Origin of the sequence: Allobosea sp. Root670 (genome assembly GCF_001429415.1) — a bacterium.
Classification (GTDB): Bacteria; Pseudomonadota; Alphaproteobacteria; order Rhizobiales; family Beijerinckiaceae; genus Allobosea; species Allobosea robiniae.
Genome location: NZ_LMJU01000021.1, coordinates 108,284 through 131,192 on the forward strand (window position 1 = coordinate 108,284; position 22,909 = coordinate 131,192).

Annotated in this window: 17 protein-coding genes; 13 read left to right on the forward strand and 4 right to left on the reverse strand. The window is 68.2% G+C overall.

Features of this window, described 5'->3' with window-relative positions; all coding sequences use genetic code 11:
* Positions 1-65: 65 nt before the first annotated feature.
* The 3 genes from ASE61_RS25450 to ASE61_RS25460 all read right to left on the reverse strand — a co-directional run bounded on the left by ASE61_RS25450 (position 66) and on the right by ASE61_RS25460 (position 3,740).
* Positions 66-1,076, reverse strand: a complete 1,011-nt coding sequence (locus ASE61_RS25450; protein ID WP_061971758.1) for a DUF4105 domain-containing protein — start codon at positions 1,074-1,076, stop codon at positions 66-68.
* A 36-nt stretch (positions 1,077-1,112) separates the two neighbouring features.
* Positions 1,113-2,723, reverse strand: a complete 1,611-nt coding sequence (locus ASE61_RS25455; RefSeq protein ID WP_113586318.1) for a phosphoenolpyruvate carboxykinase — start codon at positions 2,721-2,723, stop codon at positions 1,113-1,115.
* Positions 2,724-2,978: 255 nt separating this feature from the next.
* A complete protein-coding gene (locus tag ASE61_RS25460; protein WP_061971762.1) occupies positions 2,979-3,740 on the reverse strand; it encodes a HugZ family protein in 762 nt (253 codons plus the stop codon).
* 141 nt (positions 3,741-3,881) lie between these two features.
* On the opposite strand from ASE61_RS25460, the gene ASE61_RS25465 reads away from it, so the two are divergent.
* The 13 genes from ASE61_RS25465 (at position 3,882) to trxA (ending at position 22,287) form a co-directional block, all read left to right on the forward strand.
* Complete coding sequence (locus ASE61_RS25465; protein WP_061971764.1) at positions 3,882-4,583, forward strand: response regulator transcription factor; 702 nt, start codon at positions 3,882-3,884, stop codon at positions 4,581-4,583.
* A 67-nt stretch (positions 4,584-4,650) separates the two neighbouring features.
* Positions 4,651-6,450, forward strand: a complete 1,800-nt coding sequence (locus ASE61_RS25470) for a stimulus-sensing domain-containing protein (RefSeq protein WP_082617750.1) — start codon at positions 4,651-4,653, stop codon at positions 6,448-6,450.
* A 7-nt stretch (positions 6,451-6,457) separates the two neighbouring features.
* Entirely contained in the window at positions 6,458-6,922 is a 465-nt protein-coding gene (locus ASE61_RS25475; RefSeq protein ID WP_082617751.1) for an HPr kinase/phosphorylase, read from the forward strand.
* Positions 6,923-7,031: 109 nt separating this feature from the next.
* Positions 7,032-7,433, forward strand: coding sequence for a PTS sugar transporter subunit IIA (locus ASE61_RS25480; protein WP_061971766.1), 402 nt, complete (start codon positions 7,032-7,034; stop codon positions 7,431-7,433).
* A gap of 18 nt (positions 7,434-7,451) precedes the next feature.
* Complete coding sequence (locus tag ASE61_RS25485; protein WP_061971768.1) at positions 7,452-7,766, forward strand: HPr family phosphocarrier protein; 315 nt, start codon at positions 7,452-7,454, stop codon at positions 7,764-7,766.
* 222 nt (positions 7,767-7,988) lie between these two features.
* The gene (gene ahcY, locus ASE61_RS25490) at positions 7,989-9,395 is read left to right on the forward strand and encodes an adenosylhomocysteinase (protein ID WP_413813555.1); all 1,407 of its coding nucleotides are present in this window, start codon (positions 7,989-7,991) and stop codon (positions 9,393-9,395) included.
* A 402-nt stretch (positions 9,396-9,797) separates the two neighbouring features.
* The gene (locus ASE61_RS25495; RefSeq protein WP_061971772.1) at positions 9,798-12,278 is read left to right on the forward strand and encodes a sensor histidine kinase; all 2,481 of its coding nucleotides are present in this window, start codon (positions 9,798-9,800) and stop codon (positions 12,276-12,278) included.
* Positions 12,275-13,831 carry a tRNA (adenosine(37)-N6)-threonylcarbamoyltransferase complex ATPase subunit type 1 TsaE gene (tsaE, locus tag ASE61_RS25500; protein ID WP_061971774.1) on the forward strand — a complete coding sequence of 519 codons (1,557 nt, stop codon included), beginning with the start codon at positions 12,275-12,277 and terminating at the stop codon, positions 13,829-13,831. Before ASE61_RS25495 ends, tsaE begins: the two co-directional genes overlap by 4 nt.
* A 28-nt stretch (positions 13,832-13,859) precedes the next feature.
* Positions 13,860-14,603 carry a nucleotidyltransferase family protein gene (locus tag ASE61_RS25505; RefSeq protein WP_413813556.1) on the forward strand — a complete coding sequence of 248 codons (744 nt, stop codon included), beginning with the start codon at positions 13,860-13,862 and terminating at the stop codon, positions 14,601-14,603.
* Positions 14,596-17,703, forward strand: a complete 3,108-nt coding sequence (gene addB, locus ASE61_RS25510; protein ID WP_061971776.1) for a double-strand break repair protein AddB — start codon at positions 14,596-14,598, stop codon at positions 17,701-17,703. Before ASE61_RS25505 ends, addB begins: the two co-directional genes overlap by 8 nt.
* Positions 17,700-21,194 carry a double-strand break repair helicase AddA gene (gene addA / locus ASE61_RS25515; protein ID WP_061971778.1) on the forward strand — a complete coding sequence of 1,165 codons (3,495 nt, stop codon included), beginning with the start codon at positions 17,700-17,702 and terminating at the stop codon, positions 21,192-21,194. Before addB ends, addA begins: the two co-directional genes overlap by 4 nt.
* On the forward strand, positions 21,191-21,850 hold the full coding sequence (locus ASE61_RS25520) for a DUF1345 domain-containing protein (RefSeq protein ID WP_061971780.1): 660 nt from the start codon (positions 21,191-21,193) through the stop codon (positions 21,848-21,850). The genes addA and ASE61_RS25520 overlap by 4 nt, the downstream gene beginning before the upstream one ends.
* Positions 21,851-21,966: 116 nt before the next feature.
* Positions 21,967-22,287, forward strand: a complete 321-nt coding sequence (gene trxA / locus ASE61_RS25525; RefSeq protein WP_061971781.1) for a thioredoxin — start codon at positions 21,967-21,969, stop codon at positions 22,285-22,287.
* Between the two features lie 77 nt (positions 22,288-22,364).
* Here trxA and ASE61_RS25530 read toward each other — a convergent pair whose 3' ends face one another.
* The gene (locus tag ASE61_RS25530) at positions 22,365-22,751 is read right to left on the reverse strand and encodes a DoxX family protein (protein ID WP_061971783.1); all 387 of its coding nucleotides are present in this window, start codon (positions 22,749-22,751) and stop codon (positions 22,365-22,367) included.
* Positions 22,752-22,909: the final 158 nt, after the last annotated feature.

Here is a 22,909-nt window from a genome sequence, read left to right on the forward strand (position 1 = left end):
GCACGCGGTCCCGTGTCTGCGCAGCGGCACTTCGCGCCGCGGCGCGCACGGGATGACAGCCGTGGTTACGGCCGCCCGGCCGGAACGCCCTCGCGGATCTTCGCCGAGAACTGCGGATCGTCGAGCGAGAGCGTGCGCGCGTGATCGCCGATGCGGGCGCGCCGGACCAGCTCCTCCAGCGGGATATCCTGCCGGATCGCGCCGATCTGCTGGAGATAGCCGGGCAGGTAGCCGGAGAGCAGCACGCGCGGATCGAGCGGCAGCGAGAATGTCCAGCCCGGCGCGACGCTGCCGACGAGATGGTAGACCACCGTCGTGCAATTGGTCGTCAGCGTGTTGTACCAGCGCGGCTTGGCGGCGAGGTCGTTGATATCCGCGATATAGGCGACGAGCAGGTCGCGGGCCTGCGTTCCCGAGGCGCTGAGCCGGAAGAGCCTTGCATCCTCGCGCCGCGCATGGGTGCGCAAGCCCACGATGTCGCGCTCGTCGGCCGCGACATAGGCCATCTCATAGCTGCGGAAGAAGCCGGCCAGCGCCGACCAGTCCTCGCCCTTCTCGCGCCGGACCTCGATCGAGATGGTGAGCGGCACCGAATCGGAAAAAGTGAAGCTGATCATCAGATGCGCGATCGCCTCGCCGGACCAGTAGGTCAGGAAGACATCGGCGCCGGTGACGGCTGCGAGATTGTAGCGCCGCGTCTCCCAGCGCTGGTCGAAATCCTCTTCCGTGCGCCAGCGGAAATCGCGCAGGTTGGAGACGGTGATCGCCTCGCCCTCGCGCGTGACGGTGGGCAGCCGCGCGAGCTCGGGAATCCAGTCGCGGTCATGCGAGGGCTGGAGGCTGCTCCACCACCCGAGCAGACCGACGAAGACCATGGCGAAGCCGAGCGACAGGCGCACGTCGCTGGTCCAGATGCCGACGAGCCCGGCCAAGGCCGCGATGCCGAAGCCGATCGCGGCGATTGTCGCGGTCGTGCCCGAGAGGCGGAACAGCAGGAGCCCCGCGCCCCAGGTCGCGGCGCCGAGAATGACGAGGGTGAGGAGAAGCTTCAGCACAATGAAAAAGAGGCGGCCCATGGCCGCCTCTCGTAGCACAGCCCGGAGGGCTTGGCGTCAGGCCGCGAGGTAATTCGTCGGCGCCGCCGCCTTCACGGCGTCGTCGACATGGTCCTCGAACTTGGCGAAGTTCTTGGCGAACATGCCGACGAGGTTCTTCGCGGTCTCGGCGAAGGCGGCCTTATCGGCCCAGGTCTTCACGGGGTAGAGGATATGCGGCTCAACGCCGGGCACCGAGCTCGGCACCGCGAAGCCGAAATAGGGGTCGCGGCGGAAATCGGCGCGGTTGAGCGAGCCGTCGAGCGCCGAGGAGAGCAGGCGGCGTGTGACGCGGATCGGCATGCGCCGGCCGGTGCCGTACTGGCCGCCGGTCCAGCCGGTGTTGACCAGCCAGCAATCGACATGGTGCTTGTCGATGAAGTCGCGCAGCAGGTTGGCGTATTCCGACGGATGCCGCGGCAGGAAGGGCGAGCCGAAGCAGGTCGAGAATTCCGGCTCGACGCCGGTCAGCCCACGCTCCGTGCCGGCGACCTTGGCGGTGTAGCCGGAGAGGAAGTGATACATCGCCTCGGCCGGGGTCAGCTTGGCGATCGGCGGCATCACGCCGAAGGCGTCGGCCGTCAGCATCACGATGTTCTTCGGGATGCCGGCGCGGCCGGTGCGCGAGGCGTTCGGGATGAAGTCGAGCGGATAGGCCGAGCGCGTGTTCTCGGTCTTGCTCTGGTCGTCGAAATCGACCTCGCGCGTCAGCGGGTCCATGACGGTGTTCTCGAGCACCGTGCCGAAGCGCAGCGAGGCCGCATGGATCATCGGCTCGGCCTCGGCCGAGAGGCGGATCGTCTTGGCGTAGCAGCCGCCCTCGAAATTGAAGATGCCTTCCTTCGACCAGCCATGCTCGTCGTCGCCGATCAGCGTGCGCTCCGGATCGGCCGAGAGCGTGGTCTTGCCGGTACCGGAGAGGCCGAAGAAGATCGCGGAATCGTCCTTCGGGCCGACATTGGCCGAGCAGTGCATCGGCACCACGCCCTTGGTCGGCAGGACGTAGTTCAGATAGGTGAAGACCGATTTCTTCATCTCGCCGGCATAGGCCGAGCCGCCGATCAGCACGATCTTGCGGGTGAAGTCGATCGCGACGACGGTCTCGCTGCGGCAGCCATGGCGCTTCGGGTCGGCCTTGAAGCTCGGCAGGTCGACGATCGTCATCTCCGGCACATAGGCGTTGATCTCGTCGCGCGGCGGCCGGATCAGCAGGTTGCGGATGAACAGCGAATGCCAGGCCATCTCGGTGAAAACGCGGGCCTTGACGCGATGGACGGGGTCGGCGCCGCCATAGAGATCCTGCGCGAACAGCTCCTTGCCCTCGGCATGGGCGAGGAAGTCGCCGAGCAGCGTCTCGAAATGCTCTGGGCTCATCGCCTGGTTGTTGTCCCACCAGACAGTGTTCTCAGTCAGCGCGTCGCGCACCGTGAACTTGTCCTTGGGCGAGCGGCCGGTATGGCTGCCGGTATCGGCGCAGAGCGCGCCGCCGCGGGCGAGCTGGGATTCGCCCCGGTGCAGCGATTCCTCGTAGAGCTGCGGCGCTTCCAGGTTCCAGTGCACGGCCTTGAGCTTGCGGAAGCCGAAGCCTTCGGCACCATGAGCGGCATTGAACTGACCGATAATGTCCACTGAATTCCTCCGGAGGCCGGCCATGCTGAGGGCGGCCCGTTGTCTTCACGAATGCGCTGGGGCCGGTGGCGAGGCCCAGGCGTCGAAGGCGAGGCCTTGCGGCCACGATGCTCTTTAAGGCGATGCGTCGCCTCGCTCAAGTCATTGAAAATACCCGACGTCGCCGCGAGGTTTTCTAAATCGATTGAATTTCAACCTGTGGTAAATGGCCGCGTGTCTTCGCCAGGGCCGGGCATGCCGGCGGCTTGCGGGATGTCACGTCGCCTGGGAACGCGCTTTGCCTGCCAGTTCGGCGAGGATGCGCCGCAGGCTGCCGGGGCCGTCCACAGAGGTCGGGAAAGGCAGGCGCAGCGCCGCGCTGCCGAGCGCCAGGTCGAGCCCGTCCGGATCGAGTCCGATAGCCCGCCAATCGCCGGCCTTCGCACCGAGCAATCGCGTGGCATAGAGGCCGATCGCCTCGGCATGATCCTCGTTCATATGGGCGACGGCGCCGGCTTCGACTTCAGCCAGCGCCGCGGCATGGGTCGGATCGCTCATGAGATCGGTCGGTGACGGCGCAAAGGCGCGGGCGAAGCCGCCGTTCAGGCTCGCGCCCTCGATCTCCAGTGCAAAGAAGCTGAAATCCGGGAAATCGGCATAGAGCGCCGATTTCGGCTGGCGCGCGAGATAGCGGCGGCGGATGCGCGCGCCTTCCTCGCTCTCGCGGTCGATCTTGCGGGCACGGACCTTCAGCGTGATCCGCGCATGGGCGAGCGGGTCGCCCTTGCCGCCGGGCGAGATCAGCAGCGAGGCGCGCGGATCATTGGCGAGATTGCTTGTATGCGCGGCGAGCCCGGAGATCAGGATGATCGGCGTGCCCTGGATGTCGGTGGCGAGCCCGACCAGGCTCGCGGAGGGATGGCCATCGGGACCGAGCGTGGCGAGCGCGGCGGAGCGGGCCTCGCGCAGCAGGCCCCTGGCCTCCTGTCGGACGGCTTCGTCCATCGGCTGAATCACGTCCTTGACATCCCTGGCCATGGAACCTCCCTGCGATTTCCGGCTTGTGATACGGGGACATAGGCAAATCGCCCCGCTCCGGCTAGATTGCCGCCATGCTTTGGCCTCTCTCCCGCGAGAGGGGAGCCCGTATATGCAACGAGAAAAAGAGACGAAGGCCTTATGCCAACGATTGCGCTGGTCGACGACGACCGCAACATCCTGACGTCGGTTTCGATCGCCCTCGAGGCCGAGGGCTATCGCATCCTGACCTATACCGACGGTGCCTCGGCCCTCGACGGGCTGAAGCAGAACCCGCCGGATCTCGCGATCTTCGACATCAAGATGCCGCGCATGGACGGCATGGAGTTGCTGCGCCGCCTGCGCCAGAAATCGGACTTGCCCGTGATCTTCCTCACCTCCAAGGACGAGGAGATCGACGAGCTCTTCGGCCTGAAGATGGGCGCCGACGATTTCATCCGGAAGCCGTTCTCGCAGCGCCTGCTGGTCGAGCGCGTCAAGGCGATCCTGCGCCGCGCCGGCGCCAAGGATGCGACCGCCGCCCCGCGCACCGAGGATGCCAAGGCTCTGGAGCGCGGCCTGCTGCGCATGGACCCCGAGCGCCATACCTGCACCTGGAAGGGCGAGCCGGTGACCCTCACCGTCACCGAGTTCCTGATCCTGCAGTCGCTGGCGCAGCGCCCCGGCGTGGTGAAGAGCCGCAATGCCCTGATGGACGCGGCCTATGACGACGAGGTCTATGTCGACGACCGCACCATCGACAGCCACATCAAGCGCCTGCGCAAGAAGTTCAATCAGGTCGATGCCGATTTCGACATGATCGAGACGCTCTACGGCGTGGGCTATCGCTTCAAGGAAACCTGAGGCAAGGAAGGCCGACGCGCGGCGGATTCGCCGCAGCCACCCTCCCGAGCGGAAGCAAGCCGCAGCCATGGCAACCGTCGACAACGAGGCTAGAGCGTCAGCACCGCCTGCCGGCTGGCGTGCCGTGCTGCGTCGCCGCACCGGCATCGCGTGGCGGCGCCTGGCGCGCGCGATTTCGCTGCGCGCCGCCTCCAGCCTGACGCGGCGCATCCTCGTCCTCAATCTCGGCGGGCTCGTCGCGCTGCTGATAGGCTTCCTCTATCTCAACCAGTTCCGCGAGGGCTTGATCGAGGCGCGCGTCCAGAGCCTGCTGACCCAGGGCGAGATCATCGCCGGCGCGATCGCGGCCTCCGCCACGGTCGAAATCGACACGATCACCATCGATCCCGACAAGCTGCTGCAGCTCCAGGCCGGCGAGAGCGCCGGCATTGCCGAGGACCCGCTCGATTTCTCGATCAATCCCGAGAAGGTCGCGCCGCTGCTGCGCCGGCTGGTGACGCCGACCAAGACCCGCGCCCGGGTCTACGACAAGGACGGCATGCTCACCATCGACTCGCGCAGCCTGTATTCGCGCGGCGACGTGCTGCGCCTCGATCTGCCGCGCGTCGGCGAGCCCGACGAGCCGCCGCTGCTGGAGCGCACCTGGAACATGCTGCGCAACCGGCTCGGCAAGGCCGATGTCCCGACCTATGACGATTTCGAGAACGCCAACGGCAAATCCTATCCGGAGGTCGCCCGCGCCCTGAACGGCGCGCCGGCGAGCGTCGTGCGCGTCAATACCCGCGGCCAGACCATCGTTTCGGTGGCGGTGCCGGTGCAGCGCTTCCGCACCGTGAAGGGCGCGTTGCTGCTCTCCACGCAAGGCGGCGACATCGATGCGGTGATCGCTGCCGAGCGTTTCGCGATCTTCCAGGTCTTCGCGGTCGCCGCCGGCGTGATGATCGTGCTCTCGATCCTGCTGGCGGGCACCATCGCCGAGCCGATCCGCAAGCTCGCGGATGCCGCCCAGCGCGTGCGGCGCGGCGTCAAGTCGCGCGAGCAGATCCCGGATTTCAGCAGTCGTCACGACGAGATCGGCCATTTGTCCGGCACGCTGCGCGACATGACCAAGGCGCTCTACAGCCGCATCGAGGCGATCGAGAGCTTCGCGGCTGACGTCGCTCATGAGTTGAAGAATCCGCTGACCTCGCTGCGCAGCGCCGTCGAGACCCTGCCCCGCGCCCGCAACGAGGATGCGCGCGGGCGCCTGATGGCCGTGATCCAGCACGATGTCCGCCGGCTCGACCGTCTGATCTCGGATATCTCCGATGCCTCGCGGCTCGATGCCGAACTCGCCCGCAACGATTCCGCCCCGGTCGATGTCAGCCAGGTTCTGGAGGCCGTGGTCACGATCCAGAACGAGACCCGCCGCGAAGGGCGGGCCCTGATCGAGCTGGGCAGCGATCGCCGCAACCAGCGCCTGGGCGACGATGCCTTCCTCGTGCTCGGCCATGATTCCCGCATCGGCCAGGTCCTGGTCAACCTGATCGACAATGCCCGCTCCTTCTCGCCGCCCGACAAGCCGGTGAAGGTCATGCTCTCGCGCGTTGCCAACGACGTGCTCATCACCGTCGAGGACGAGGGGCCGGGTATCGAGCCCCATGCGCTGGAGCGCATCTTCGAGCGCTTCTATACCGATCGTCCGAACGAGGGGTTCGGCCAGAATTCCGGCCTCGGCCTGTCGATCTCGCGCCAGATCATCGAAGCGCATCGCGGCTCGATCCGGGCCGAGAACCGGCTGGGGCCGGTCGGCCCGGATGGCGAGGCGCAGCGCCTCGGGGCCCGCTTCATCGTCTGTCTGCCGGCGGCTTATACCCATGCAGCCTGACGGTGGGATGGCTGCCGGGGCGCGCCCGCGAACGCGTATCCATGCGACCGTCGTGGCCGTCGGCGAGGCCGGCATCCTGATCCGCGGCGCTTCGGGAACCGGCAAGTCGACGCTCGCGCTGGCCCTGATCGCGCTCGCCGGACAGACCGGTCGCTTCGCCCGGCTGGTCGCCGATGACCGAACGGAGCTCGTCGCGACCGGCGATCGGCTGGTAGCGCGGCCGGTGGCGCCGCTGGAGGGCATCGTCGAGCGGCGCGGCCTTGGCCTAACGCCCGAACCCCACACCGGAGCGGTCGTGATCAGACTCGTCGTCGATCTGGCGGCCGAGGAGCCGGCGCGGATGCCCGAACCCGAGGATCTCGTCGACAGCCTCGCAGGCATCGATCTCCCTCGCTTGCGCATGACGGGTCGCGCCGGCGACGAGAGGCTTGCGTTGAACGCGCTCGACTTATTCACAGACGCCGGCCGCTAACCACGATTTCGACAAGTTTGACGGCCGATGGCTTGCGCATATCTCGCGTCTGCCGCATAACCCGCGACCTTGTCCGGGCGCCCGACGGCGCTCGCCGGTGCTGGATTGAATGATCGGACTGGTCCTCGTGACGCATGGGCATTTGGCGACGGAGTTCCGCGCTGCGCTCGAACACGTCGTCGGCCCCCAAAAGAACCTCGCGACCATCGCCATCGCTCCCGATGACGACATGGAAAGCCGACGCCGCGACATCATCGCCGCCGTCGAGCAGGTCGAGACCGACCGTGGCGTCATCATCCTGACCGACATGTTCGGCGGCACGCCCTCGAACCTGGCGATCTCGGTGATGGAGCCCGGCCGCATCGACGTCGTCGCGGGCGTCAACCTGCCGATGCTGATCAAGCTCGCCAGCGTGCGCGAGGAGAAGACCCTCGACGAAGCCGTCACCAGCGCGCAGGATGCGGGCCGGAAATACATCACCGTCGCCAGCCGCGTGTTGGCCGGCAAGTAACGGCGCCGAGAGGGGCGGATGGACGAAGACTGCGATTGCCCCGAAGTCGAAATTCCCGCCGGGGCCCTCTACGGTGAATTCCAGATCGTCAACAAGAAGGGGCTGCACGCCCGCGCCACGGCGAAATTCGTGCAATGCGCCGCCCGCTACGAGGCTGACATCACGGTCAGCCGCTGCGGCGAGACGGTCGGCGCGACCTCGATCATGGGCGTTCTGACGCTGGGCGCCGGCATCGGCTCGACGATCACCATCGTCGCGAAGGGGGCGGAAGCGAAACCGGCGCTCGACGCCCTCGCGGCCCTGATCGCCGACAGGTTCGGCGAGGGGGAGTAGGGGCGTAGCTCGGGCGTCACTCCCGAGCGCAGCGCCGATCCGGGAAACTCGTTCCAGATAGGCTGCGGGTCAATGGCGTCATCGTCATGAGATGCTCGGGTCAAGCCCGAGCATGACGGCGGCTGTGCAGGCTTCGGCAATCATATAAAGACATCTTTATATCTTTGATTGCCATTCGCTCCGTGCGCTGCTAGAGAGCGCGCCATCATTCAGGCTGAGCGATTGGAGCCACCCGTGTCGGATTACATCGTCAAGGACATCTCGCTTGCGGATTACGGCCGCAAGGAAATCAACATGGCTCAGGACGAGATGCCGGGCCTGATGGCGATCCGCGCCGAGCACAAGGGCAAGTTCCCGCTCAAGGGCGCCCGCATCGCCGGCTGCCTGCACATGACGATCCAGACCGCCGTGCTGATCGAGACGCTGAAGGATCTCGGCGCCGATGTGCGCTGGTCGTCCTGCAACATCTTCTCGACCCAGGACCATGCAGCCGCCGCGATCGCCGCGACCGGCACCCCTGTCTTCGCCATCAAGGGCGAGACGCTGGAAGAGTACTGGGAGTACGTGCTGAAGACCGCGACCTGGGGTGACGGCGGCACGCCGAACATGATCCTCGACGATGGCGGCGACCTGACCATGCTCATCATCCTCGGCGCCGAGGCCGAGGCCGGCAAGGCCGAGTTCCTCGACAAGCCGGGCAATGAGGAAGAGACGATCTTCTTCAAGCTGATCAAGCGCGAGCTCAAGGCCAATCCGGGCTGGTTCACCAAGACCCGCGCCGCGATCAAGGGCGTCTCGGAAGAGACCACCACCGGCGTGCACCGCCTGTACGAGCTGGCCAAGGCCGGCCGCATGCCCTTCCCGGCGATCAACGTCAACGACAGCGTCACCAAGTCAAAGTTCGACAACCTCTACGGCTGCCGCGAGTCGCTGGTCGACGCCATCCGCCGCGGCACCGACGTCATGATGTCGGGCAAGGTTGCGGCCGTCGCCGGCTATGGCGACGTCGGCAAGGGCTCGGCCGCCTCGCTGCGCCAGGCCGGCTGCCGCGTGCTGGTCACCGAGATCGACCCGATCTGCGCCCTGCAGGCGGCGATGGAGGGCTATGAGGTCGTCACCATGGAGGACGCCGCTCCGCGCGCCGACATCTTCGTGACCGCCACCGGCAACCTCGACGTGATCACCGTCGAGCATATGCGCGCGATGAAGCACCGCGCCATCGTCTGCAATATCGGCCATTTCGACTCGGAGATTCAGGTTGCCGGCCTGAAGAACTTCAAGTGGGACAACGTCAAGCCGCAGGTCGACGAGATCGAGTTCCCCGACGGCAAGCGCATCATCCTGCTCTCGGAAGGCCGCCTCGTGAACCTCGGCAACGCGACCGGCCATCCGTCCTTCGTGATGTCCTGCTCGTTCTCGAACCAGACGCTGGCCCAGGTCGAACTCTGGAACCATCACGCCAAGTACGAGAACAAGGTCTACACGCTGCCGAAGCATCTCGACGAGAAGGTCGCGGCGCTGCATCTGGCCAAGGTCGGCGCCAAGCTGACCGTGCTCAACGATGCGCAGGCGAAGTATCTCGGCCTGCCGGTGACCGGACCGTTCAAGCCGGAGCTCTACCGCTACTGACAAGGCGCCACGGCGCTCCCGAATGGAAGGCCCGGCGTTAGCCGGGCCTTTTTTCATGTCTGTGCCTTCCGGGAATCAGGCTTCGGGATACTACAAATTGTGCCTCGTCGGCTAACGGCATCTACTGCTTGACGATCCCCGGCAACGCGCCGGCTCGGCCGGCAAATCGAACGATTTACCTGCCATTAAGCACTTCCTGACGGACTCCAGCGATGATTAGAGTGGGACTGATTCGGTCGCCGCGATGCGCGGGCCGGATCGAAAGCTCTGATGTGATTGGCGTGGTAGCGAGCGTGGATCGGCCCCTCCGGAGATGGCAGCCCTGCCAGCTCCCCCGGCCGATTCCGACGGGCCCGATGGACAGGGCGGCTCAAGGCCGCCGGAGAGACGACGGACGCAGGGATGGCACGGGCGAGGCGACAGGAGCGAGATGGCGGCTGGCGACCGCGCGCATTGCTGCCCGCGCTGGCGGCGGCGTCGGTCACCGTTCCGACCATGGCGCGCAGCGAGTGGCTGGCACCCGTACCCTTCGATACCATGGGCTCGGGCGGGCTTTCGCTGGTCCTGGCGGGCCTGACCGTCTTCGCCACGACGACATCGCTGATCTATGTGCGCGAGCGGACGCGCTGGCAGAAGCGCGAGGCCAAGCTCGCGGCCGATCTCGAAGCGGCGCGCAGCCATCAGGAGCGGCTCTCGATCCTGCTCGCAGCCGATCCACAGGTGGTGGTGAGCTGGAAGGGCCGTGATGCCGAGCCCATCTTCGAGGGCGACAGCGGCTTCCTCGGGGCTCCCGGTGCGACGCTCGCTTTGGCTTATGGCAGCTGGGCGCCGCCGGTCGACGCCAAGCGTCTGGAACTCGCGACCGATGCGCTGAAGCAGCGCGGCGAGGCCTTCAATTTCACGCTGCGCAGCAAGGCGGGGCCTTTCATCGACGTCGAGGGCCGGCCCGTCGCCGGGCGCGCGGTGATCCGCTTCCGCGAGGTCACGGGCGAGCGGGCCGAGGTCATGACCCTGCGCGGCGAGCTCGAACGCGTGACCGTGGGCCATGCGGCGCTTTCGAGCCTGCTCGCCGGGCTGCCGCATCCCGCCTGGATGCGCAATGCCGATGGCCGCCTCACCTGGGTCAACGCCGCCTATGCCCGTGCGGTGGAAGCTGCTGATCCGGCCGCCGTCGCGAAGAGCGGGCTGGAGCTGCTCGACCGCACCGAGCGCGATGCCGCCTCGCGGGCGCGCCGGGAAGGCGCGACCTTCGCCCTGCGCGCGCCGGCCGTGGTTTCCGGACAGCGACGCACGCTCGACATCATGGAACTGCCGACGCCGACCGGATATGCCGGCTTCGCCACCGACATGAGCGAGCTCGAGGCGGTCCGGGCCGATCTCCAGCGCCAGATGGATGCCCATGTCCGCACGCTCGATCGGCTCAAGACGGCGGTCGCCGTCTTCGACGGCACCCAGCGCCTCGTCTATCGCAATTCCGGCTTCGATGCGCTCTGGTCGCTGGAAGCGGGCTTCCTCGACGGCCAGCCGACCGATGGCGAGATTCTCGACAAGCTGCGCGCCGAGCGGCGCCTGCCCGAGCTCGGCGATTACCGCAGCTGGAAGGCGGCGGCGCAGGCTGCCTATACCGCGACTCGCGCCAGCGAGGACTGGTGGTACCTGCCGGACGGGCGCACCGTCCATGTCGTCGCCAGCCCCAATCCGCAGGGCGGCGTTACCTATCTCTATGACGACGTCACCGAGCGTTTCACGCTGGAATCGCGCTTCAACGCCCTGTCCCGCACCCAGCGCGAGACGCTCGACTCGCTGCGCGAAGGCGTCGCGGTGTTCGGTTCGGACGGGCGGCTCAAGCTCTCCAACCCGGCCTTCGCCCAATCCTGGCGCATCCAGGGCGGCGACCTCGCGGCCAGCGCGCCGCATATCGATGAGGTCATCCGGCTCTGCCGGCCGCTCTTCCCGCAGGACGAGGTCTGGAGCGAATTGCACAGCGTCGTCACGGGCGTCCGTGATGCGCGCGAGGATTACAGCAGCCGCATCGAGCGGCGCGACGGCACGGTGCTCGACATGGCCGCAGCGCCCCTGCCGGATGGCGCGACACTGATCTCCTTCGCCGACGTCACGGCCAGCGTGAATGTCGAGAGGGCGCTGACCGAGAAGAACGAGGCGCTGGAGACGATCTCGCGGCTGCGCGAGGATTTCGTCCACCACGTCTCCTACGAACTGCGCTCGCCGTTGACCAACATCATCGGCTTCGCGCAGTTGCTCGGCACCGAGACGGTCGGCGCGCTCAATGACAAGCAGCGCGACTACACCTCCCACATCGTCCGCTCCTCCGGCGCACTGCTCGCCATCATCAACGACATCCTCGATCTCGCCACCATCGACAACGGCGCGCTGACGCTCGAAATCCAGGATGTCGACGTCGCCGACACGATCGCCCAGGCGGCGGCCGGGCTGCACGACCGGCTGACCGACACCAAGCTCGACCTCAAGGTCGAGATCGATCCGCGCACCGGCCCGCTGCGGGCCGACGGCAAGCGCCTGCGCCAGGTGCTGTTCAACCTGCTCTCCAACGCCATCGGCTTCTCCTCCGCCGGCCAGACCGTGACGGTGAACGCGACGCGCACAGGCGGGGACATCCGCATCACGGTTGTCGATCAGGGCCGTGGCATCCCGGCCGAGGTGGTGGAAAAGGTGTTCGAGCGCTTCGAGAGCCATTCGCTCGGCTCCAGCCATCGCGGCGTCGGGCTGGGATTGTCCATCGTCCGCTCGATCGTCGAATTGCATGGCGGCCATGTCGAGCTCGATTCCGTGCCCGGCCGCGGCACGCGGGTGACGGCCGTCTTCCCGGCACAGGGCGTGCCGCTCTCGGATGCCGCCGAATGACCGAAGAAGCCCGCAAGGCCGGGACGCACCGGCTCTCGCTGGCGGACGAGGCGGCGACGCTGCGCCTCGCTGCCGATATCGCCGCCATCCTCAAGCCTGGCGACATCGTCGCGCTCTCCGGCCATCTCGGTTCCGGCAAATCGTTCCTGGCGCGCGCCATCCTGCGCGAGCTCGCCGACGATCCGGCGCTGGAGGCGCCGAGCCCGACCTTCACCCTGGTCCAGAGCTACGAGACGGGCCATGGCACGGTGCTGCATGCCGATCTCTACCGCGTGCGCTCGCCCGACGAGCTCGACGATATCGGGCTGGTCGAGGATATCGATCGCCTGATCATGCTGGTCGAGTGGCCTGACCGGGCTGGCACCCGTCTGCCGGCGGCCCGCCGCATCGACATCGTGCTCGATGTCGACCCCGACAATCCGGAAACCGGCCGCATCGCCGATCTCTCGGGCGGTGTCCTCTGGAAGCAGCGCGTGGCCATTGCGGTGGCATCGCGCCGCCTCCTCGACGAGGCCGGCTGGGGCGAGGCCCGCCGCGACTTCATGCTCGGCGACGCCTCGACGCGCGCCTATGAGCGCCTGACCCGGCCGAACGGCGAGACCGCGGTGCTGATGATCTCGCCGCCGCGGCCCGACGGTCCCCCGGTCCGGCTCGGCAAGCCCTATAGCGCGCTCGCCCATCTTGCCGAGACGATCGAGGCCTTCGTCGCGATGGATCGCGGCCTGCGTTCGCTCGGCTATTCGGCGCCGGAGATCCTGGCGCAGGATCTGACGACCGGCCTGCTGGTGATCGAGGATCTGGGGGCTGAGGGCGTGATCGATGCCGAGCGCCGCCCGATCGCCGAGCGCTACGAGGCTACGGCGCAGCTCCTCGCCGATCTGCATCGTCACACCCTGCCGACGATCCTGCCGGTGGCGGAAGGGCGCGACCACACGCTGCCGCCATACGACCGCCAGGCACTCGCCATCGAGACCGAGCTGATCCTCGAATGGTATGCGCCGCATATCGCCGGCGTGACGCTTCCGGCCGTCACCCAGGCCGAGTTCGCGCGCATCTGGAGCAAGCTCTTCGACGAGATCCTCGCGGCGCCCCAGACCTGGACGATGCGCGACGTGCACTCGCCCAACCTGATCTGGCTGGAGCAGCGCCAGGGCCATGCCCGGCTCGGCCTGATCGACTTCCAGGATGCGGTGCTCGGCCATCCCGCCTATGATCTGGTCTCGCTCGGCCAGGATGCCCGCATCGACGTCCCCGCCTCGCTGGAACTGCGCTTGCTAGCGGCCTATGGCGCGGCGCGGCGCGGCGATGCCCCCGATTTCGATCTCGCCGGTTTCGCCCGCGCCTATGCGATCCTCGGCGCCCAGCGCAGCACCAAGATCGCCGGCATCTTCGCCCGGCTCGACAAGCGCGACGGCAAGCCCGACTATCTGAAGCATCTGCCGCGCGTCGAAGGTTATCTGCGCCGCAACCTCGAGCATCCTGCCCTGGAAGAGCTCAAGGCCTGGTACCAGGCGCATATGCCGAAGCTGTTCGAGACCGAAGCGGCGGACTAGTCTTAAGCCGATCACTACGGAGATTCGCGTGACCACAACCGCTTCGCCGCCGATCCGCCGGGCGATGGTGCTGGCGGCCGGGCTCGGGCAGCGCATGCGCCCGATCACCGACACGCTGCCGAAGCCGCTGGTCAGGATCGGCGGCAAGGCGATGCTCGACCATATGCTCGACCGGCTGGCCGAGGCCGGCGTCGAGGAAGCGGTCGTCAACGTCCACCATCTCGCCGGGCAGGTCGAAACGCATCTCGTGGATCGCACCCGCCCCCGCATCACCATATCGGACGAACGCGCGGAGCTGCTGGAGACCGGCGGCGGCGTCCGGAAGGCGCTGCCGTTGCTGGGTGCCGCGCCCTTCTTCCACGTCAATTCCGATGCGCTCTGGCGCGAGACCGGCCGGCCTGCGATGAAGGCGATGGCCGCGGCCTGGGACCCCGCGCGGATGGACATGCTGCTCCTGCTCGCCGATCGCGAAACCAGCCTCGGCTTCGATGGCGCCGGCGATTTTGTCCTCGCCGATGACGACCGCCTGTCCCGCCGGGGCAGCGCCGCGAGCGCACCTTACGTCTATGCCGGCGTCGCGATCCTGAAGCCGGAGCTCTTTGCCGATACGCCGGAAGGGCCGTTCTCGCTCAACCTGCTCTTCGACCGTGCCATCGCGCGCGGCCGCCTGTTCGGCGAGCGGCTGGAAGGCCGCTGGCTGCATGTTGGCACGCCCGAGGCGATCGCGCCGGCCGAGACCGCCTTCGCTGCTGCCCTGCCGGTCGATGCCTGAGCTCAACCTGTTCAGCATCCCGGCCGGCGCGCCGTTTCTGGAGGTGCTGGCGCAGGCGATGCTCGACGGGCGGCTGGGGCCGGTCCATGACCCCGCCGATCCCGCAGCGATGGCGCGCACGACGCTCTACCTGCCGACGCGTCGCGCCGCCCGTGCCTTCGCCGCGATCCTCGCCGGAAAGCTTGGTGGCAGGCCCTTGCTGCTGCCGCGCATCGTCCCGCTCGGCGATGTCGACGAAGCCGAAACGGCGCTGATCGGCGCCGGTGCCTGGGCAGAAGAACGCGTCTCTCCGATCGCCCCGCTCGAACGCCGCATGCTGCTGACGCGGCTGGTCGATGCCTGGGGCCGCACAGCCAATCGCAGCCATCTCAAGCTCGATCCGGCCGAGCCCGCGCTGGTGCCGGCGACGCTGGCCGAGGCCTATGGGCTCGCCGGCGACCTCGCGGCCCTGCTCGACCAGATGCAGACCGAAGGCGTTTCGGTCGAACGACTCGCCTCGCTCGATGCCGCCCGTTTCGATCGCGTCTGGCAGCTCAATGCCGGCTTCCTAGCCATTCTCGGCGAGGCCTGGCCCGAAATCCTCGTCGAGCGCGGTGCCTGCGATCCGGCCGCCTTTCGCAATCGCATGCTCGCGGCTGAGCGCGACAGGCTGGTCGGCGGCGGGGCGAGCGGGCCGATCATCGCCGCCGGCTCGACCGGTACGGTTCCGGCCACGGCACGGCTGCTCGCGGCCATCGCCCGGCTCCCGAACGGAGCGGTGGTCCTGCCCGGCATCGATCTCGGATTGGCGGCTCGCGCCTGGGATGCGATCGCGAAGGAGCCGGCCCATTCGCATCCGCAGGCCGCCCAGCATCACCTGATGGAGACCCTCGAAGCGGATCGCGACGATGTTCGCGAGCTGGCGCAGCCCGCCGCCGCGCGCGAAGCCCGCGCCGCGCTGCTGCGCGAGGCGATGCTGCCGGCCTCGGTCACCGAACTCTGGTCCGACCTCGGGGCGCGTGTTCCGGCAGGGATGGCGGCGGAGGGCTTCCAGGGCCTGCGCGTCGTCGAGGCTGCGGATGAGCGTGAGGAGGCGCTCATCGTCGCCATCGCCCTGCGCGAGACGCTGGAGCGGCCCGGCGCCCATGCAGCCTTGGTGACGCCGGATCGCGGACTGGCCGAGCGCGTCGCAGTCGAGCTCAGGCGCTGGGGCGTCGAGGTCGACGATTCCGCTGGCCTGCCGCTGGGGCGTTGGCCGGCCGGTTCGCTGCTGCGCCTGATCCTCGAAGCGGTACTGGCCGAGATGGCGCCGGTCGCGCTTGTGCCGTTGCTCGCCCACCCGCTCTGCCGGCTCGGCCTCGGGAAGGCGGCGCTGACACACGGCGCTGCCGCGCTCGATATCGGGACATGGCGCGGGCAGGCGGTGGGCCGGGGGATGCCGGGGCTGGAAGTCGCGCTCGCAAACTGGGAGGCGATCCGCAAAAGCGGGCACGCTCCGCGTCCGCGCGCCCGGCTGGCGGCGGAGGACCAGGCGGCCGCCGCTGCCGTATTGCGTGGGCTCGGGGCAGCAAGCGCATCCTTGCGCGAGGCATTCGCCGCCGCGACGCCGTCATTGGCCGCCGTCGTCGTCGCAGCGCGCGAAGCTGTCACCGCCTTCAGCCAGAGCGAGGCGGGCACGCCGCTCGCCTTCGTCGGGTCGGATGGCGAGGCCCTGTCAGGGCTCTTCGACGAACTCGCGGCCGCCGAGGCCGTCATGCCGCCGGATGGCACGGCGCGGGACTTCGTCGCCATCCTCGACGAGCTGCTGGCCGAGACCGTGGTCAAGCGTGCAACGCCCGGCTATCCGCGCGTCGCGATCTGGGGGCTGCTCGAAGCGCGCCTGCTGGAGGCCGACCATGTCGTGCTCGGCGGGCTCAACGAGACCGTCTGGCCGCCGCAGACCACGACCGATTCCTTCATCAATCGGCCGATGCGCACCGAGCTCGGCCTGTCGCCGCCGGAGCGGCGCGTCGGCCAGACTGCGCATGATTTCGTCATGGCGGCGCTGGCTCCGCAGGTGACGCTGACGCGTCCGCGCAAGGCCGGCGAGGCCGAGACCATCGCTTCGCGCTTCTGGCAGCGCCTGCAGGCGGTGACGCCGCAGCCGGTCTGGGCGAAGGCCGTTGACGAGGGGGCGAAGCTGCGGGCTTTGGCCGGTGTCCTGAGCGCTCCCGCCGATGCCAGGCCGATCGCCCGTCCGGCGCCGTGCCCGCCGCGCGATCTCCAGCCGCTCTCGCTCAGCGTTACCGAGGTCGAGACGCTGTATCGCGACCCCTACCAGATCCATGCCCGCAAGATCCTGAAGCTCGACGCGCTCGACGATCTCGTGGCGGACCCGACCGCGCAGGATCGCGGCAAGCTCTTGCACGGCATTGTCGAGGAATTCACCACGACCTATCCCGAAGGGCTGCCGGCGGATGCGCTCGGCCAATTGGTCGAGATCGGCGCCCGGCTCTTCCGCGCCTATGACGACGTGCCGGAGGTCAAGGCCTTCTGGTGGCCGCGCTTCCTGCTGACGGCTGGCCATTTCATCCGCTGGGAGGAGCGCCGACGCGGCGATATCGGCCGCATCGGCGTCGAGCTCTTCACGGCCGCGAGCTTCCCGCTTGCCGATGGCAGCGAATTCCGCTTGAGCGGCAAGGCCGACCGGATCGAGCTGACGCGAACACCTTCGCTGCGCATCGTCGATTTCAAGACGGGTGCGCCGCCCTCCAGGAAGCAGGTCGAGAAGGGCTTTGCACCGCAATTGACACTGGAAGCCGATCTGGCTGCGCGCGCCGGCTTCAAGGGGCTGGCCGGGCCGCTGCCGGTCGACGACGTGCTCTATATCAAGCTCCACCACGATCCCAAGAGCTGGGGAGCGAGCACGCCGCTCAAGTTCGGCGACGAGTCTTTGGCCGATGTCGCCGCGCTTCATCTCGAACGTCTGCTCGAATATCTCGACGCCCTGCGCTCGGGCCGCGAGCCCTTCGTCTCGCGCCGCGCGCCCGACTATATCCGCTATGCCAGCCCCTATGACCACCTCGCCCGCGTCAAGGAATGGTCGGCGGCGCCCGGTGGCGACGAGGGGGGCGAGGCATGAGGCCCGGCTGGATCGTCCCGTCGCTGACCAACCAGCGCCAGGCGCAGGCCGCCGATCCCGGCCTTTCCGCCTGGGTCTCGGCCAATGCCGGCTCGGGCAAGACCCATGTGCTGGTCAACCGCGTGCTCAGGCTTTTGCTCGACGATGTCGCGCCCGGCCGGATGCTCTGCATCACCTATACCAAGGCGGCGGCCGCCAATATGGCCAACCGCATCTTCAGGGCCTTGAGTGCCTGGGCGACGCTCTCCGACGAGGCGCTCGCCAAGGAGCTGGCGAACCTCACCGGCCGGGCACCGAATGCGGCCGAGCGAGCCAAGGCCCGCCGCCTTTTCGCGCAGGCGCTGGAGACGCCGGGCGGTCTGCGCATCGAGACGATCCACGCCTTCTGCACGCGGGTGCTGCAGGCAGCCCCGTTCGAGGCGAATGTGCCGCCCCGCTTCGAGGTCGCCGACGATCTGGCGCAGGCCGAGATGCTGCGCGCCGCGCGCCGCGAATTGCTCGCCCTCGTCGCTGCCGAGCCGAACGGGCCGGAAGCGCGCGCACTCGACCTGCTCGCAAGGCTCGCGGCGCAGGACTCGTTCGAGACCATGTTCCAGGAGGCTTTGCGCCAGCGCGCCCTGTTCAGCGACGAGAATGGCCGCGCTCGTGACGCTGGGGCAGTGAAGGCCAGCATCGCCGCCTTCCTCGGCATCGCGCCGGATCTCACGCCCGACGAAATCAAGACGCGCTTCCGCGCGGATTTGTGGGCGCTGCCAGGGCTTCATGCCCTGATCGAGGCGCTTCAGGCTGGCAGCGCCACTCGCCAGACTTGCGCGGCGAACCTGCGAACGCTCCTCGCCGGGCAGGATGACGGCGACCCCATCGGCTTCTGCCGGCGCGGCCTCATCACCGAGGCCGGCACGGTCAACGCCAATATCCGCGGCAAGGGCAAATCCGAGTTCGACGGTGCCGTGCTCGCAACGCTGGAGGACCTTGCCGCCTGTCTGCTCGGCGCCGCCGAACAGGTGAACGCCGTCGCGATCCGCGATCGCAGCGCGGCGCTCGCCTTGCTGGTGACGCGGATGCTCGCCTCCTACCAGCGTCAGAAGAGCCTGCGCTCGCTGCTCGACTATGACGACCTGATCGCACGCACACGCTCGCTGCTGGAGCGGGTCGAGGCGGCCTGGGTGCTGTACAAGCTCGATGCCGGTATCGACCACATCCTGCTCGACGAGGCGCAGGACACCGGCGAGGCGCAATGGGCGATCCTGCGCAAGCTTGCCGAGGAATTCACCAGCGGCGGCGATCTCCGGGCGAAGCCGCGCACCATCTTCGTCGTCGGCGACGAGAAGCAGTCGATCTACGGCTTCCAGGGCGCTGCTCCCGCAGCCTTCGGCGAGGAACGCCGGGCGCTCGAGACGCGGGTTACGGCCGCGAAACAGGATTTCGAGGCGATCAGCCTCAACACCTCCTTCCGCTCGGCGCCCGACATCATGCAGGCGGTCGATGCCGTCTTCGCGCTGCCCGAGCACGCGCGCGGCCTCGTCTTCGACGGCGCGACGCGGCCGGAAATCCACGACACGGTCCGTCGCAACGCACCCGGAACCGTCGATATCTGGCCGCTTGCCGCGAACGATACCGGCGAGCCGCCCGATGCCTGGACGACGCCGGTCGACGCACCCGAGCGGCGCAGCGGCACGGTGAAGCTCGCCGAGCGAATCGCGCGCACCTTGCGGCGCTGGCACGACGCCGGCCGCGACGATCTCGGCCATCCCTTCGCGGCGGGCGACGTCATGATCCTGCTGCGCCAGCGCGGTGCGCTGTTCGAGGCGATCGTCAAGGCGTTGAAGGATGCCGGGGTCCCCGTCGCCGGCCGCGATCGCCTGACGCTGGCCGAGCATCCGGCGGTGGAGGATCTCGTGGTGCTCGGCCGCGCCCTGCTGCTGCCCGACGATGACCTGACGCTCGCCACCGCGCTCAAGACGCCCTTGATCGATCTCGACGACGACGATCTCCTGCGCCTCGCGCCCGGTCGCAAGGGCTCGCTGCGCGCCGCTTTACAAGAAGCCGCAGCGGAAGAGCCGCGTTACGCCGCCGCCGAGGCGAAGCTCACCCACTGGACGCGGGAGGCCGGGCGTTGCGGGCCGTTCCGCTTCTTCGCCGACCTGCTTGGCCCCGGCGGCGGGCGCAATCTCGCCCTGGCCCGGCTGGGCGCCGAGTCCGGCGACGCGCTCGATGCCTTCCTCAACGCCGCGCTCGATCACGAGCGCCGCTACGGCCCCTCGCTCGCCGGTTTCCTCCAGCATGTCGCCGGCAGCGCCGCCGATGTGAAACGCGATCTCTCGGCCAGCGCCGGTGAGGTCCGCGTCATGACCGTGCATGGTTCGAAGGGGCTGGAGGCGAAGATCGTCATCCTCGCCGATCTCGGGCCTGAGCCTGGTGCGAGGCGCCTGCCGAAGATCCTGGCCGTGCCGTCGCCCCATGGTGAGCTCGTGCCGCTCTGGCCACCCGCCGCCGCGGAGGACGTATCGGCGACCGCTGCGGCCAAGGCCGTGGTGGTCGCCCAGATGGTCGAGGAGCATCATCGCCTGCTCTATGTCGCGATGACCCGCGCCGAGGACCGGCTGATCGTCTGCGGCGTGCAGGCCAAGGGCGAGGCGCCGCCCGGAAGCTGGTACGCGATGATCGAGCAGGGGCTGATGCGGTCGGATGCCGGCCTGAAGCTGATCGGCGACGGCGACGAGGCGACGTTGCGCTTCATGATCTCTGCGCCGTCATCGGCAGAAGAGGAAACCGGCCGGATACAAGGAGAGGCCGCGCCTTCCGCCGTGCCGTCCTGGCTGTCCGAGCGGGTCGCGCGCGAAGCCGAGCCCTTGCCGCCGCTGAAGCCGTCGAGCGCGCTTGCCGCGGCTGATGGCGAGGAGCGGCCGGGCGACGGTCCTTTCCTCGCCGAAGCGGCGGCGGCCGGCCGGCTGGCGCATTTGCTCCTGCAGGTCCTGCCGGGCGTCCCGGAGGCGCGCCGCCCGGCGACGGCGGCGGCCCTGGCGCAGGCGCGTGGCGGAGCCCTGCCGCCCGAAAGGCGGGCAACCATCGTCACGGACGCCCTGCACCTGCTGGCCGCCCCGGCGCTGGCCGGGCTCTTCGCACCGGATGCCCTGGCGGAAGTCCCCGTCGCGGGTTCGATCCGCCTGGCGGATGGCGCGGCGCGGGCCGTATCCGGGCGGATCGACCGGTTGGCGGTGACCGCCGAGAGCGTCGTCGTCGCCGATTTCAAGACCACGGCCCGACCCCCGCGCGAGGCCGATGCGATCCCGGTCACAACGATCGCCCAGCTTGCCGCCTATGCCGCGCTGATGCGGGAGATCTATCCGGGGCGGGAGGTTCGGGCTCTGGTGATCTATACGGCGAGCCTCGCCTGTTTCGAACTGGATGCTGGCCGCCTCGACGCCGCGCTCGCGGCCCTGGCCGCCGGTGAGGAAGCCGCTTCCGCCGAGGGATCGTTCCCGCCATGAAATTCGTGCCGCATTCCCTCGCTCTGCGCCCGCGTCTGCTGATCGCTCTGGCCGCGGGCGCCTTGCTCGCCATGCTGTTGCCGGGCGACTGGCGCTGGGCGACGCGCCTGCTGGTCGCCTGGGATGCCGGCGCCGTCCTCTATCTCGGCCTTCTGGCGGCGACGATGTTTACGGAGACGGTCGATCAGATCCGGGCGCGGGCGGAGCAGCAGGACGAGGGCGCCGTCGCCATCCTCGTCATATCCTGCCTCGCGGCGACGGCGAGCCTTGCGGCCATCGCGGTCCAGCTCACGGGCATCGGGGCGGTGCCGGCGGCTGAGCGCGGCGCCCATCTCGCGCTCGGCGGCGTCACGATCCTGTGTTCCTGGACGTTGCTGCACGCCTTCTTCACCCTGCACTATGCCGGCATCTATTATCGCGGCGGCAAGACCGAGCCCTGCCTCGATTTTCCTGGCAGCGGCACGCCGAACTATGTCGATTTCCTGTATTTCTCCTGCACGATCGGCTGCACCTCGCAGACCTCGGATGTCGGCGTGACCACGCGCCGCGCGCGCGGCGTCGTGCTTGTGCATTCGATCCTGGCCTTCGTCTTCAACACCTCGATCCTGGCGATGGCGATCAATGTCGGGGCGAGCCTGGTCTCGGGCGGGTCGTGACGCGCCGGCCTCACCTCCGCCCTGCGGTGCACGCGCCTTGACCGGAGGGGCCGGCGTTCATAGCTTCGCTGGCGAAGGGCGACGATGCCGCCCATGGATTCGAAAGGCAGCCAGTCATGGCAACGAGCAAGGTAACCGACGCGAGCTTCGAGGCCGATGTCCTGAAGTCGTCCGAGCCGGTCGTGGTGGATTTTTGGGCGGAATGGTGCGGTCCCTGCCGCATGATCGGCCCGGCGCTCGAGGAAATCGCGACCGAGCTCGGCGGCAAGGTCAAGATCGTCAAGATGAATGTCGACGAGAACCAGCAGATTCCGGCTCAGTTCGGCATCCGCTCGATCCCGACGCTGATGCTGTTCAAGGACGGCAAGCTCGCCTCCCAGAAGGTCGGCGCCGCCCCCAAGAGCGATCTCTCGCGCTGGATCTCCGCGGCGGTCTGATCCGCCTGCTTCAGACATGAAAAAAGGCCCGCTTCCGCTAAGGAGGCGGGCCTTTCGTCGTCATGCGCCGTCGAATGTCAGTTCTTGCGGGAATCGAGCGCAAAGGCGCCGGGGCCGGCGGTCGCGATGTAGAGGAAGATGAAGCAGAACAGCATCGCCGCCTCGCCGCCGTTCAGCAGCGGATAGAAGCCCTTCGAGCCATGGGCCATCCAGTAGGCGACGGCCATCAGGCCAGAGAGAACGAAGGCGGCCGGCCGGGTGAAGAACCCGACGAGGACGAGCGCGCCGCCGACGATCTCGATCACGCCGGCGGTCCAGGGCAGGCTCATGGCGGAGGGCAGGCCCCAGGACGGAGCAGCCGGGAAGCCGAACAGCTTCTGCGTGCCGTGCGAGATGAAGCTCAGCGCGGCGAAGATGCGAAGCAGGCCGAGTGCATAGGGCTGGAAGCGCGACAGAAACTGCATGCGGTGGTCCTTGGTTGGGGAGAACTGCGGATGGCTCAGGTGTTCAAGTTCCGGGTTCTAGGCGAGCCTCCTGAATTTGCGCAATATCCGATTTGATGACGATTTCGTTTGCGTGTTTGCAAGTTCGATCACGTTTGCGCGACGGCTGTGTCCTTGCC